7 protein-coding genes are annotated in these 15,785 nt (G+C 40.1%); 1 reads left to right on the forward strand and 6 read right to left on the reverse strand.

Translation table 11 applies throughout. The annotated features are described in order from the left end of the window. Positions 1-713: 713 nt before the first annotated feature. Genes IEY42_RS22575 through IEY42_RS05340 form a run of 4 tightly spaced genes read right to left on the reverse strand, consistent with a single transcriptional unit; the run spans position 714 to position 12,388 of the window. The gene (locus IEY42_RS22575) at positions 714-8,093 is read right to left on the reverse strand and encodes a calcium-binding protein (RefSeq protein WP_268244261.1); all 7,380 of its coding nucleotides are present in this window, start codon (positions 8,091-8,093) and stop codon (positions 714-716) included. 2 nt (positions 8,094-8,095) lie between these two features. After that, positions 8,096-8,614, reverse strand: coding sequence for a hypothetical protein (locus IEY42_RS05330; RefSeq protein WP_188924284.1), 519 nt, complete (start codon positions 8,612-8,614; stop codon positions 8,096-8,098). Positions 8,615-8,670: 56 nt separating this feature from the next. Further along, a complete protein-coding gene (locus IEY42_RS05335) occupies positions 8,671-10,143 on the reverse strand; it encodes an HlyD family type I secretion periplasmic adaptor subunit (RefSeq protein ID WP_188924285.1) in 1,473 nt (490 codons plus the stop codon). Continuing rightward, a complete protein-coding gene (locus tag IEY42_RS05340) occupies positions 10,127-12,388 on the reverse strand; it encodes a type I secretion system permease/ATPase (protein WP_229779929.1) in 2,262 nt (753 codons plus the stop codon). The genes IEY42_RS05335 and IEY42_RS05340 overlap by 17 nt, the downstream gene beginning before the upstream one ends. Positions 12,389-12,850: 462 nt before the next feature. Here IEY42_RS05340 and IEY42_RS05350 point away from each other — a divergent pair, with 462 nt between their 5' ends. After that, the gene (locus IEY42_RS05350) at positions 12,851-13,117 is read left to right on the forward strand and encodes a hypothetical protein (protein WP_188924286.1); all 267 of its coding nucleotides are present in this window, start codon (positions 12,851-12,853) and stop codon (positions 13,115-13,117) included. A gap of 252 nt (positions 13,118-13,369) precedes the next feature. Here IEY42_RS05350 and IEY42_RS05355 read toward each other — a convergent pair whose 3' ends face one another. Both IEY42_RS05355 and IEY42_RS05360 read right to left on the reverse strand, forming a co-directional pair. Continuing rightward, entirely contained in the window at positions 13,370-14,908 is a 1,539-nt protein-coding gene (locus tag IEY42_RS05355; RefSeq protein WP_188924287.1) for a Fic family protein, read from the reverse strand. A 120-nt stretch (positions 14,909-15,028) separates the two neighbouring features. Further along, entirely contained in the window at positions 15,029-15,622 is a 594-nt protein-coding gene (locus tag IEY42_RS05360) for a tyrosine-type recombinase/integrase (RefSeq protein ID WP_124014335.1), read from the reverse strand. Between the last annotated feature and the right edge of the window lie 163 nt (positions 15,623-15,785).

The following is a 15,785-nucleotide window of genomic DNA, read 5'->3' on the forward strand; positions in this document are numbered from 1 at the left end:
ACAGCAGCGAAAAAATTGCGACGGAAATCTATCCAGCTTTTAACTCTATTTGGAGTCGGCCTCGGCTTTATTCGAAAATGCTAACGCTTCAGATGGGGCGTCCCTTCCCCTCCAAAGCTAGTACGCCATCCATGGCTAGCTCACGTCATTTTCTTCAACGGTCTCAAGTTTAGAGTTGAATTTAGGCATTGAAAGCTAAGACCAAATCATTTTGGACAAAACTGGTTAACACTCTTCTCATTATCCCTGAGTGCTTGTATCAGGGATCCAGGTGTTTCTTTATGCCTTGTGATTTTGGCCTATAACCACAAATGTTGTGGTGGTATGCTCAGATCACGTATTCTTTTATAAATAATCTTCAACACCCTCAAGTTCAGCGTTTAATTTGGGCATTTTAAAGCTAAGAACAACTCGTTTTTGGACAGAAACGTTTTAGAGTATTGCTTCTAATTGACTTGACATAGATTAGATAAAGTATCTTAACTTACCAGTACATCCTTATTTGATCCAACACTGAGAAGGCCTCACGAAATTTAATAATATACTTACACCTTAATTATATCCTGCTGCATCTTAATAGCTGACTGCCAATGGGAGGTGTACAGGTCGAGCAATACTTTGGTAATTGCTTAAGCAGATCTCAGATTAAATATAAAAATACCCATGACAATTCAATGTACATGGGTATTAAATTTATATTTTACAGTTCTTTATCAATAATGTTCGATTATTGGCAGTTGATTAACTCGATTGTTTTTAAAGTCACCTATTTCCTCACCCTCATCGCCGTCAAGCGTGGTATACGCCTGTACAAGTAAATTAAGTGAAAAATCAAGTGATGAATTATCAGAATACAGTGGACTTGCATCACGATTAAGACTGGCAGGCACCACAGTCAATTGTGTTACATCATCCATATTCCAGCTTGTGCCATCTTCAAAAGTAATCGAAGCTAGGCTGTAATCACTATCGCCATTATTAATAAAATAGCCTTCAACAGTGACTTGATCTTCTGTGCCATTGACTTGAAGTACTAAATCATCATCACGCCGAGAAGCACTGACTTGTGAACTCAAGATTCCCGGACCAAAAGACAATACATCCGTATTCGTTGCCCCAGTGTCATAATTATTAATAACATCTTGGCCGTCACCTAAAGCGAATAAGTATTTATCGTTCCCACTACCGCCAATTAGAGTATCATTTCCAGCCCCGCCAGATAGCACATCATCACCGCCTTCAGCTAGCAATAACTCATCATCAGACGAACCAAATAAGCCTTGACTACTGTTATTACCTCTAATAATCTCAGTAAATTCACGTAAATCAGGTAAATTCATGGTTTGATCAGACTCTTCAACATCGGGTATGCTTAAACCATAGGCGCCAAATATTTGTGCAGCACTAAGCTGTCCGCCCGACTCAAAAATAAAGCTATCGACGGCATAATCTCCACCTAAAAAGAAGTTGGTAATCGTAACTTGACTATCACCACTGCCTAAAACTAAATCATCCCCCATCTTCATTAAAGATGAGGCTATATCATTAAAACTGATACCCGTTTTAAATAAGATGCTGTCAACCCCTCCACCTGATGCGTTAACAATATCTTGTCCATCTCCTTTGCTTAGCACAAAAGTATCATTACCTAATCCGCCTATGAGTGTGTCGTTACCTCGGCCACCAGTTAATATGTCATCACCACTTTGGCCGTTTAAAATATCATTGCCACTCGTACCATTCATTGTATTGTCAGCTAAGTCGCCAAAAGTAACTTCCGGAGTAGGTGGTGGAGTTGCACTCGCAACAGGTAACCCATAAGCCCCAAAAATCTGTGAAGGTGTTAAATTACTACCATCAGCAAACTTAAAGTCACTCATTATATTGCTACCATAGAGGAAAAAATCGGTAATTGTTATTTGATCAGGACCACCGGCAATTTTTAAAATTAAATCATCACCATATTTAGACAGATTTTGCGCAACATCTTGCCATGAAATACCACTTGCGAATTCAATAATATTAACACCCGTGCTTATTTCGATAACATCTTGACCATCTCCTTTGGCAAAGATGAATATATCATCACCTGTACCACCGAATAATACATCATTACCTTTACCACCCGTTAAGGTGTCGTTACCTGCACCACCCACAAGGACATCATTGCTTATATTACCAACAATAACATCAGGACCGCCAACGCTAGGTGTTGGATCTGGGTCAGGTGTGGGTTCGGGATCAGGCGTTGGGTCTGGGGTAGGATCTGGTTCAACATTAATCAAAGCATTAATATAGGCTGTGTTTAACCAATGACCGTCGGCTGTCTTGATATTATCAAGTGCTGACTCTCCACCGGTGAAATGCTTGCTCACACGGATAGACTGGCTAGCGCCATCGCCGATGAGCAATAATAAATCATCACCATCTTGGGTAAATCTAACTTGGTCAAAGTTAATGTCTTGCAAGAACAGATTATCTTGACCACCTTCGCTAACATCTAACGTATCATGACCATCACCTGAATAAATAAGGTAACTATCGTTACCCAAGCCACCAATTAAGGTATCATCACCAGTATTTCCACGTAATGTGTCATTTCCAGCGTCACCAAATAATTCATCATTACCGGAACCACCATCAAGATAATCACTGCCATTGCCACCAGATAAAGTGTCATGGCCGCCTTGACCAAAGAGTTGATCATCCCCACCTAATCCTGATATACGATCGTCATTGGCCGAGCCAATAAGTTGATCACCAATGTCTGTACCTAGTTGAACAACAAGATCGTTAATTTCGGTAACGGTTAAACTCGAACCATCACTAAATTGAAAGTTATTAACTAGGAAGTGTTCGGTATATGACAGGAACCAGTTTTCAATAGTGATGCTATCACCGCCATTGGCGACATTAATCAATATATCATCGCCATGTCGTTCGAAACTTAAATCTGCAGCTGCTATTCCTTCACCAAAAATCAAGGTATCGTTGCTAGCCGTGAAGTTAGAATAGGCTTGCTCTTTTCTTGTTGCTATTATGCGGTCTTGACCATCACCCAGATTAAACTGGTAGGTATCATTACCAAATGAACCATAAATTGTATCATTACCCTTGCCACCAATAAGTATTTTACTACTTTTATCATAAATATCATCGAAGGAAATTAAAGTGTCATCACCAGCACCACCTTCAAGTCTATCACTCCCGTTGCCGCCTTCTAGCGTGTCGTTACCTTCTCCGCCAACCAGTAAGTCGTTCCCCATGCCTCCTTTTAAGATGTCATCACCCTCATCGCCATAGAGCTTATCATCACCACCTTGGCCATAAATGATATCGTTACCTAGGCCTCCCTTGATAGTATCTGCCCAATCAAAAGCTGTGATAACATCATCAGCGTTACTTGTTTTTAAAGAGTTTTGATAAAGATCGTTCGCTTGCCATACGACACCATCAGAGAATTCAAAGAGCTCAATATCGTAATCGACTCCTGAATTTCTATCGAAATCTCTAAATTGGTTTTCAATCGTGATCTGATCTGTAGAATCTTTAAAGGTTAAAATTAGATCATCACCCACTTGCGTTGCATATATATCGGTCGATTTAATATTTTTGAAAACAACTATGTCTTGATTGGCTATTGAATTTCCATCAACGGAGTCATAGTCGCTAAAAGTATCTTTTCCATCACCGGCAGAAAATATATAAGTATCCTTACCAGATCCGCCACCTACTTCATCATTGCCTAAACCACCTTCCAATTGATCATTCCCAGCCCCCCCATATAAATAGTCACTCCCAGCCCCCCCGAATAACTTATCATTCCCAGAGTCACCATTTAAATTGTCATTTCCAGAGCCCCCGGATAACTGATCATTATCTTGACCTCCTTGAAGCTCATCATTTCCTGAACCACCTATTAGTAGATCATTGCCGTCACCACCGAACATAGTGTCTTTACCTGAACTACCTTTTAATACATCATCACCAGATCCACCGGCAATTCTATCATCACCAGCTCCACCATCAATCACATCATCTAAATGGTCACCATATAAATAGTCATCTCCATCAGTGCCTTGAATAACCAGTTTTTGAATATCTTCGGCGACTAGTACTGAACCATCCGGCAGGACTATCTCATTCAGAGACGGCTCGTATTGATCATAAAAATAAAGTTCAAATGTGATTTTATCGTTAGTGCCGTATATTTCTACAACTAGATCATACTCAGACCTAGATATTTTAACCTCTGAACTAGAAATATCATCAGCAAGAACGAGTCGATTATATCGACTACTAGAACTCCACACAGATTCACGAGGGATAATATCTTGTCCATCTCCCTTAGCAAAATAAATAGTATTTTCGCCTGAACCAACATTAATTATATCATTACCGCGGCCACCAATAAGAACATCATTGCCATCACCCCCATCTAAAGTATCGTTACCATTGCCGCCTTCAACAATATCATTTCCTCTCCCCCCTTTTAGGTTATCATCGCCAAGCCCCCCTAAAAGAGTGTCATCACCATCTTGGCCATCGATAACATCATTACCACCTAGCCCCTCAATAACATCGTCACTATCAAAGCCAACAATATTGTCGTCAGCCTCGGTTCCCTGTAGTAACGATGAATTAATATATTCAGCAGACCATATTGTGCCATTTGCAAACGTTACTTGAACAAAATCACCATAACCTCCTGTAGTGTCGAAATAGCCTCTTATGGTGATTTTATCGTCAGTATCTAGGATGCGAAAGACTAAATTAATGCCCTCACGAGCAAATACGACATCTTTAGGACTAATTTCGCTGGTAAAAACTAATTCATCGCTGGAGCTTCGATATCTGCTGGCACCAATGGTGTCTTGCCCATCTCCTTTGGAGAAAATATACTTGTTATAACCTACCTCACCATCAAGCAGGTCATTACCTTTACCGCCTATGAGTTGGTCATTACCTGTTCCACCTAAAACCTTGTCATTACCACTGCCGCCATAGAGCACATCATTGCCTTCTCCGCCTTCAAGAGTGTCATCGCCCCCCTCGCCAAACAGGACATCATGACTTTCTATAACCCCTTCATGTCCACCCCAGCCCTTATCACCTTTAAGGATGTCATTGCCATCGCCACCATATAAGAAGTCGTTGCCATCACCACCGTTAATGACATTATTCCTTTCATTACCAATAATCAGATCATTTAAAACGCCCCCTTCAGAGCTATCAAGATCATTTATAGTTGAATTTTCTGAAAGTAAGGTAAATGCACGGTCAATGGCTTGACCTTGGGTATATTCAAAATTGGTGGTATGAGTGTTACCCGTTGAATCATATGCGGAATAGGAAGCTTGTTCAGCTATGCCCATTTCACGATAGATTGAGTTAGCAAACTCTACTGTTGCGCCTTGTTCGCCAGGGTTACTTTCATCAGTTAAGCCGGTCATTAAATGCACTAATTCATGAATAAGCGCCGCTTCCAGGGTATCTTCTACGGCTTTGCCGTTGGTGCTGATATAGGTATTGTTTTCAAGCCAGTTTAAATCGATATAAAGACCTTGGGCTACACCAGCAGCATGCTCAGCGCCGGTAGATTCCCTATTACCATTTGAAGAATAAGTTCCATTCTCAGACAAGAATATATTGATACCATCTGCAATATGGTTGATTAACATTTCTCTTGCTGTGTTAGAGGTATCAAAAATATTCGTTATAGCTGCTATGATTTGTTCTTTTGATATTAAGTCAAACTTATCATCAAAGTTTAATTTATCGATAACCTCTGTAACAGACAGTCTTGGATGAGGATCTACCCAGCCCCCCATTTCAGTATTTTCGAGGATTATGCCAAAATCCCCATTATGAAAGTTTTCAATCTTATGGCCAAAATCATAAAAATGGAGTGTATTAGAGCCATCCGCTTTAACTTCTAACGTTAGTCGTAGTACTCCACCATAATCAACACCATAATAATCATTTAGTACTTGGCCTTCTGCTGAAGTCATACGATAATCGTAAGCAAATAGCGTTCCGCCATTATAAGGACGATGTGAGGTAAATGTTGCACCAGTCACTTTAAAGCTATTGTCATTAATGCCGTCAGCAGTGAGGTATATTTCTCCTTGCCCATCGCTATCATAAATAACGGTTTGCGCTTTAGAGAGAAAGTACTTATCCGTGCCCTCGCCACCGTATAGATAGTCAGGATGAGTGTGGACGGTGTAGCTACCACCATTATAGGGATCGCCAATAATAATGACTTCTCGATTAATGTGTTCGCCAGCATAAAGCGTATCATTGCCTGTACCGCCGTAAAGATGGTCAACACCTGCACCACCAATTAAGGTATCATTACCTTCTTCACCATAAAGATAGTTAATATCACCAGAACCTTGACCATTCACGATGGTATAAACATCTTCTTCGCCGGCTTCTAAGTGATCATTATCTTTGCCACCATGTAGGGTGTCAGCTCCCTTTCCGCCATATAGAGTGTCAACTCCTTTACCGCCTTCTAAATAATCATCCCCCTCTTTACCAAGTATCGTATCATTGCCTCCACGACCATATAACCTGTCATCATTATCAGCCCCCGCAATACCATCATCATATTCAGTGCCAAATTTAATGTGCTGATAAGGCAACTCACCGTCAACACCATCGATTTGTAGGGCTAAATCTTTAAAGTTATTAATAGATGATGCTAAATCGGTAAAAATAAAGTTACCGTTAATGTCATTAGTGGTAAGTAAATCACCATAGTCAGTATCTTCTTCATTATATTTAGTCAGCAATTTAAGCATTGCTGCACGGTCGGTGAGATATTGCTCAGAGAAATTTTCAGCGTCTAATAAATTATCATTATTGAAAGCCTCATATAAATTGTTTCCGCCTAAAACAGCAAACGGAATCATGTTCACCAACGAATAGCGATAAGCATAACCAGCTTCATCATTGTTTTTAGAAGAATATGACAACGTATCAAAATCAACTATCTGTAAGTTTCTATATTCATCTTTTAATACGGGGGTTAAAGATGTAGCATCAACAAACAGTAAACTTCTTAGGCGTAACAAGTTACTGTGATAGACTTTTCTCCCTTCACTTCCTGCGTCATCACTTGTTGGTGTATCAGGTAATTGCGAACCACTTAAAATGACACCAAAAATATCCAAAACTCTTTCTAAAGAGCGTTCGGGTCTATTTGAAGCAATTTCAAACAAGCTACTTAACTCTTCGAATCCAAATTTACTATCCAATGTGGAAACTATAACGCTCAAAGCCAGGCTATCAGTTAACTTATATTGGGAATGATTCGGCAAACCAGTCCCTTCTTCATTAAATAAAGGAGTTCGGTTTCCTATCTGTCCGTTGAATAAGTTTTGCGTAGTAACATTAATTCCATTTTCCGCAAAAAAATTAGTTTGCAAGTTATCTTGTGGAAATTCTCCCGTGCTAATGTCACCTAAAATAAATTCAATATTATCAAAAAATAACTCACTAGCAAGGTTAAAGCCAGCACTGTTAAAGGTATGGACACTGTCAATGGTCACAGTTCCCCCCAACAAACGAGAGAACGCAGTGGCCAAATGACCACCTAAACTATGACCATTAACCACTACATTAGTCACATCACTTAGCACCCCAGTGCCAGGTACTGGCACTCCCCATGAAAAAAATCCTCCGACTAGCGAAATCTGTTGAGCACTATTACCTAGTGCAGTACTATTTTTTAGCCACCAATTTACCATGTCAACAATTTGATCTCGAGCCAAGCCTGATAACGTTAGATCAATATCAACACCAAAATCAGCAAGACCTTTAGTCCCCTGCATAGACACATAAACCTGACCTTCCTCACTCCGCCAAACTGTAGCATCAAAACCGCTATCATATAGATCGTTAGACTCAACGTGATCGATGACTGTAAAGTTGTTACCAATATACTCTGCTTGAGTCGGAGTCATACGCTCATTGAGAAATTCTTCTAGCTCATTCCCTGTAGTTCCACGCTCTACACTATCGTCAAGAGCATAGGTAGCATCTGCTAACAATGCATTAATATAAGCTTGGTCAATTGTTGTCATGATTATTCTCCATAATAATTTTTAGTATCTTCCGTAATATTTAGTTTTTTAATTATTGAAACTGGTTTTTTAGCTCCACATGAACCATCAAACGTATATGGGGGGCTGCCTTGAGGAAAGCCGATCAAGTGGCTTAGCCACCCTCCTTTAGCATTAAAATATGTGTATTTGATTAGTGTTTTTCCAGTTCTTGAATCAACCCAATCCCTCACGTCCGCTCTAATGGGGATAATCTTGTGAATTATTTGATCGTCTTGCCTTACTAACTGTATGGTTGCATTTCTGGCACTCTCGTAGTCAATGAAAACCGCAGTATTTTCAGCACATAGTTTTCTAAACTGAAACCCTCCTGCAATATCATCCACAACAGGCATAACAAATATAAAAATAAAGCATATGACTTGCACAACTTGTTTCTTATTGCCTTTCGGCAATCGTATTTTTAATACAAACCAATCTGTCAATTTTTTTGTGACGTAAAACCAAAAAACCAGTATTAAAATCAGGATTATTCCACTCATATAACATCCAAGTTTGTTAAATTAATATAACGTCAAGAGCATATTCACAACACTCTTCACCTTTCTCGCGCCCCTTCACTCACACCTCGCATTAACGGTGCTAATAAAAACTCCATTAATCGTCGTGTGCCGGTTTTTACTTCAACCGTGACTGACATGCCAGGCTTTAATTTAACCCATTTACCATTTACATTTATTTCATCGGTCGCTAATGACGCTTTGAGCGGAAACAGTAAACCCAGTTGCTCATGCTCAATGGCATCGGCAGAAATATCGCTGACTTCACCATCAATGACGCCGTATTTAGTAAATGGAAAACTGTCTATTTTGATTTCAGCAATCTGCCCGATATGCACAAAGCCAATGTCTTTATTTAATAATCCAGCTTCGACCTCAAGCTGCTGACCACCTTGCTCACTGAGCGGCACGATTTTTAATAGCTCTTGCGCCGGTGTGACGATGCCGCCAATGGTGGCAATACTTAGCTCTTCAACCACGCCATCAACGGGGGAAATGAGCACCCTTAGCCGCGTTAGACGGTTTGCTTTGCTCAGCTCTTGCTTAATGCTTTCACTCTGTCTTGTCAGTTGGTTAATTTCTTGTAAGGTATTACGGCGCGCTTCTGACAGATAGGCGTGGAGGTTTTGCTGAGCAGAGACGATGCTTGCGGTCATTTGTTCTACATTGGCACGCTTCAATAACAAGGTTTCTTCTTGGTCAATACGCTGCTGTTTTAATTCTAAATATTGATTACGCGATACGGCCGAGGTGCCCAGCAACGCGTAATAACTTTGTTCTCGTTCAATCACTATTGGCATTGTTTTCTCTAGGCGACCAACATCTATCAGCATCGACTTTTTCTCCGCCGTCAACTTGGTAATCTCACTGTTAAAACTGTTTAGCTTGGACTGATATTCTTGCCAAATACTCTCCAGTAACAGACGTTGATTAATGGGTAATTCTGAAGTGTTAGATGTGGCAACCTTTGGTTCAATGACGTTTGATAAAGTCTTGTTTGATATAATATCGTTTGAAGTAAAGGAATCCATTTCAGCACTATTAATAACAGCATCCTGGTTAACAACAGCATCTAACTTAGCTAAAAATGCTTTGTGACGGGCTAAATCTTCAATATATCCATGCCATTCACTACTAAATCTGTCGGCATCGGCTTGACTAGAAGTGTTATCGAGTGCGATGAGTTTCTCACCAGCTTTAACGTACTGACCTTCTTTAACAAAAATCGCTTTAACCACGCCGGTCTCTAGCGGCTGAATAACTTTCACTTGGCCACTTGGCACAATTTTGCCCTGTGCTGTGGCGATAATGTCAATCTCAGCCCATGATGCCCATACAATCAACGTGACCATTAAAGCCATAATGATCCACAACAAAGATCGACTCCATTTAACCGGTGGCGCAGCTTGGATCTCAAGCGCTGCAGGCAAAAAGGCCAGTTTTTCTTTTGCTAATTTACGATGGGCAAGCTTAATTGCTTCTTCTGTTTGAGGCTCAGGTTGATGAGACATTATGACCATCCACGTTAGGTTTATTTTGTACAATGGGATGTATCGGCGCTTGCGCAATTGGTTTAGCCGCTATACCTAATCCATGGTGGTTTTGCAACGAGTTCAGTTGTGCATAGATGCCGCCGTGATCAACGAGCTGTTGATGATTACCTTGTTCAGCTAGCCTTCCTTTATCTATCACCATAATACGATTAGCATCTTTTACTGCAGATAACCGATGAGCGATAATAAATACCGTTCGACCTTGACTGATACGGCGCATATTAGCTTGAATAATACTTTCTGATTCATAATCCAGTGCACTGGTAGCTTCATCAAAAATCAGTATTTTAGGATTAGTCACCAATGCTCTCGCTATCGCCACACGTTGTCGTTGACCGCCTGATAATGACGAACCTTGTTCACCAATTACAGTATCGTAGCCTTCTGGTAATTCTAAAATAAAATCATGGGCACCACTAAGTTGCGCCGCATTCACCACTTGCTCCATTGGCATACTAGGGTCAACTAGGGCAATATTTTCTCTAACGGTGAGGTTGAATAAAAAGTTTTCTTGTAGAACAACCCCTACTTGCCTGCGAAGCCATGCAGGTTCAACCATGGCCAAATCAACACCATCAATAAGCACTCGGCCTGCTTCGGGTACATATAATCTTTGTATTAACTTGGTTAAGGTACTTTTACCTGAGCCTGAACGGCCAACAATACCAATCACTTCACCGGGTTGGCACTCGAAGCTGATATTATTGAGTACCGGAGCCCGGTTGGGGGCATAACGAAATAACACATCGTTAAATATCACTTTTCCCTTTATATCAGGCAAGGTGGCACGATTTGGGTTATAACTAGGTTCTGATGGTGAGTTAAGTACATCGCCTAAACGTTGTAATGAAATATTCGCTTGTTGAAAATCCTGCCATAGATTAACTAAACGCATAATGGGCCCACTTACACGCTGAGCCAACATGTTAAACGCAATGAACTGCCCTATGCTTAACTCTCCCGAAACTACCGCAATAGAACCAAAATAAAGCGTTAACAAACCGCCAATCTTGTTGATGTATGCAGCCACTTGACTGTATATATTGTTCAAGTTACTCGTTTTAAAAGAGATGTTAACGTAATCTGCCAGCTTATCTTCCCAGCTATTACGAAGTTGTGGCTCTACAGCCATGGCTTTAATGGTTTCAACACCATTGACTGACTCGACTAGAAATGAATGATTTTCTGCACTGCGTTGAAATTTTTCATTTAATCGCTTACGTAAGGTTGGAGTAATAATTAAAGACAGAGCAAGGTAGAAAGGAATAGTGCCAATAATTATCCATGTAAGTAGTGGTGCGTAATAAAACATGACTCCGAAAAAGACAAAGCTAAAAAATACATCTAGCACAACCGTTAACGATGAACCGGTTAAAAATTCGCGGATACTATCGAGCTCTTTCACTCGAGCAACCGTATCGCCTACTCTACGACTATTGAAGTAAGCTACCGGCAATGACAGCATATGCTTATATAGCTTACTGCCTAGCTCAACATCTACGCGATTGGTTGTATGCGAAAAAACATAAGTACGAAGCCCGGTCAGTATCACTTCAAAAGTGATGACAATAAAAAAGCCAACGGCAAGCACATCAAGCGTAGTCATGCCTTTATGCACTAGTACTTTATCAATTACCACTTGGAAGAATATAGGGGAAGCTAACCCAACTAACTGAATGAAAAAAGATGCCATAAAAACATCGTTAAAATAGGATTTGTATTTAATCAGTGCGGGAATAAACCAGGAGAAACCAAATGTAGCACTTTCTGTCATAACACCACTGATTAATGAGCTACGTTTTGACAATAGTAACAAATCACCATTCCAAAACTCGTTAAGCGCATCGAAAGTATAAGTAATAGGACTAGTGCTAGCGTCAGTTAAGTCTTGGACTAAGACTTCGTCATTCGTAACCTTGACGATAATGAAAAAGTGACCATCAATATGTCGCGCTATAGCGGGTAATACATGGTCGGTAAGTTTATCTGCTGTATCTGTAATTAATTTGGCTTTTAAACCGAGACTTTTAGCCGCACGAACTAAATTAATATCTGTCAGGGGCGAGTTCGTATCATCTGCATCATTGAATTGAAATTCACGCAGCAGTGCACTCGGCTCAGCGGGGATTTGGTGAAAACGGGCAACCAATGATAAACATTGGATCCCTGAAGAAAAATTGCTCGACATCTTATCCTGAGTCATCTTCGTCCTTGATGGCGAAAATATACACGAAACACAACATACCCGCAACACGCGTAAGTACTTGTTGCAAAGATATTTAACACACAGTGCAGATAGTGAATGAACCGCCAATCTAACGCCATTCGTAAACAAATACTAAAGCGTATTTGTTGCCTTCACCCACTAAGAATAAACTTTCAATAAATTAAAATTTTAAGTTCTGTACTAGTGAAAGTAGCAAAATTTGATCACTGGCCCAAAGGAACTAGACCTCAAAAGAGTGCAAGAGCTCGGAAAGGATACAGACTTTTCATTTCCTCAGAAAAGCCTGTATCAGTACTTCTAGCAATCTGTTTGCTCTGAGAGCCTCAAAGCATCTTCCAGTTCAACGCCAAGGTAACGAATGGTGTTATCTAGCTCCCATTCAATCCAACGGCATCGGATGATGGTTGGCTACTACGTGCTTCTAAGTTATCGGAAAAAATGAATTTAGAAATCATCCCTAACTTAAGAGACAAGGGATGGCAGTGCCATTCGTTCACTGACCCAGTCAAGGAAGGTGAATACATTACAGTAAAAGCATCTAAAGGCGATCGTGAGATTAAAATCTCTTTGCTCTATACATGTGCTACTGGAAATGACATTTATAAAGAACTTGATAAGTCCTGTGATTTTATTCTTTATCAAGGAGCATATTACACACCAAGAGAGCTATGCGTTTGGCGTGATGGCAAGTGTCCTCCCACTTAACGCATGGATTACACCTGACTAGCAAGTGATCTTGCTACGAACTTGACGCCCCAATACTGCTCGCACTTACTTATACTTCGAAATACCTTACGAGGTAGAAGAGAAATTAAGGCAAACAATAAGCATTAAGATTGTTGCGATGCCATTACTCTAAAAACGTTTGGGTCAAAAGTTGAGTCAATTATGAACAACTGACTTAACGGTGGACAGCGCCGAGCCTGTTATTCTTTACCGACTCTAATTTAAATATGCTTAAACTGGCATGATTTTATGTATGAACTTAGCAAATGGAATAACGTTACCATCAATGGATGCTTGTTCTAATCCATCAAGGTAGGTTGTGCGTTCTGTAACGGGTACTACTACCCAATTATAACCACCTAGCAGAAACATAAAATTCATCAAAAATCGACTCGTCCTGCCATTTCCATCCGGGAAGGGATGAATATAACCCAAAAAGAAATGCCCAAGTACAGCTTTAATTGCAAAATTAGGTTCATTCACAATGAGATCTTTTAAGGCTGCCATGCAGTCCATAAGCTGCTCGCTCTGTGGTGGAATATGCCTTGATGTTCTGATCATGATTGGGCCTTTACGATAGCCAGCTAAATCTTGATCTTTAATGATACCGGCACTAACACAAGGCTTAAATAACGATGTATATATCTGCGTGATGCTGACATCAAGCAAATAGGCAAGATCCAAATTAGTTGCACCTTCATAATGCGCCTCTTTAATCAACCCACGTAGCGCTTGAAACGCTTCATAGTAGCCTCTTGCAGCCAGTGCGTCCTTTTGTTGTTTGTCCGATTCAATTTGATTGACATCCCACTTTCCGCTCGCGACACGATTAATCAGATCTTCCGTAACAACATACCCTTCAATTGATAGAGAGTGATAAGCATCAGAAACGTATACCTTATCCACAGCATCAAGTAAATCATCAAGTGATCGTTGAAAAAAATCAAAAACAACATGGTCGTTAAATATTGCTTCAACATCGCCACGGAGCTTTTGCCAAAGTAATTTTACACGTACTGCTGCCGCTGATTCTTGACGTTTATTACCAATCTTAACCACTGGTATTTCAAATGGGTTCTCACCTTTAAGCGGACCTAAACCAACAGCATCAATCATACTTGTCAAATTTCGAGAATCAGCTTTACGCCCAATTTCTAGGTAGGCCCCAACCAAGCGGTTAGCCGATTGAACATTTTTAGTAATAAGCAAACTACTTGCCACAGTATTAACATCAGATTGACCGAGTGCAATTTGTACGGCCAGCGGGTTTGAACGATATATACTTGGTGCCAGACCTGCGAGTGCAAACTCTAGCTTTAGAACCTGCACGCCATTAAGTTCCATAATTTCACTCGGCTTTTCTGAGGTTTTAATGACCATCAAACTCATATCATTCGGTAAAAGAATGTTCCTTGTCTTTCCTTGACTAGTAAACACGACCAATTGTCTTGGCAAAGAATTGTTGGCAGTGTGGATATCTATAGAAGCCTCGGGATTTAGCCAGTAGTCATCACCGTATGACTCATTTAAATATTGTCCAATAAACTGCCAAATTGATTGATACCATAAAGCGGATTCTCCTGTTTTCACCACTGAGACGTCGGCGTCGAACAGGTACCATCCACGAATAATTGGTTTTAGATAACCTTCGCTGACCAAAAGCGTTCGCGACGTTGGTTTAAGGTTACGACTATTGACGATATTTCCAGCTCTTATCGTCGCCGCTTCTCTCAGTGCATCCACTAATTTTTCATTGCCAGTCTTTGCCATGCCTGAATACTTCTTATAAATAGTTTTATTTGATACATTAAAAACTTGTTTTTACGAAATTGTAATACTTGCTTTTACGGAATTAAAATACTTGTTTTTACAAATTTACACAAGTTACTTTTATGAATCAGTATCCTCTGAAATATTTAAAGCGTCTTCTAACTCTACACCCAAATAGCGGATGGTATTATCTAACTTAACGTGGCCAAGTAGTAGCTGTACTGCTCGTATATTTTTAGTTTTTGCATAAATTAATGTTGCCTTAGTTCTTCTCATGGAGTGAGTGCCATAACGGTATTCGTCATACCCTAACTCTCTTGCCCATCGATGAATAATACTAGAGTAGTAGCTGTAACTCATTGGATAACCGCTCTTTCTAGGGCTTGGAAATATATAATCTGCTGGGGTAAGTACCTTTTCATTAATCCATTTAGACAGAGATTGGGCTGTTCGAGAAGTGATTTCAAATTGAACATCGCGGTCAGTTTTACTCTGCCTGTAAATGACACGTGTATGGATTACGCCACCACTGCTAATATCTCTAACTTTCATTCTAAGTAAATCACAAGAGCGTAACTTACAATCTATCGCTAGATTTAACAAAGCGAGCTCTTTAATATTTTTTTCGATTTCTAATCTTGTCCTAATTCTCCAGATATCTTCCAGTTTGAATGGTTTTTTCTGTCCTGTTGAGTGGCCTGTTTGCGTCAACATAACGCACCTCCTTAATAACAACAAGATTGCCCTTACTAAGTTTAGTCGGTGAAAAAATTTAATCATTAGAATAAATGCATATCTGGAATTCCCAGTAAAAAGACAATTTAGATTTCGTTTCACTGATACAGAGATGGCAACCTTTCACATGAGAAAATATATG

Origin of the sequence: Shewanella algicola, assembly GCF_014648035.1 — a bacterium.
GTDB classification, from domain to species: Bacteria; Pseudomonadota; Gammaproteobacteria; order Enterobacterales; family Shewanellaceae; genus Shewanella; species Shewanella algicola.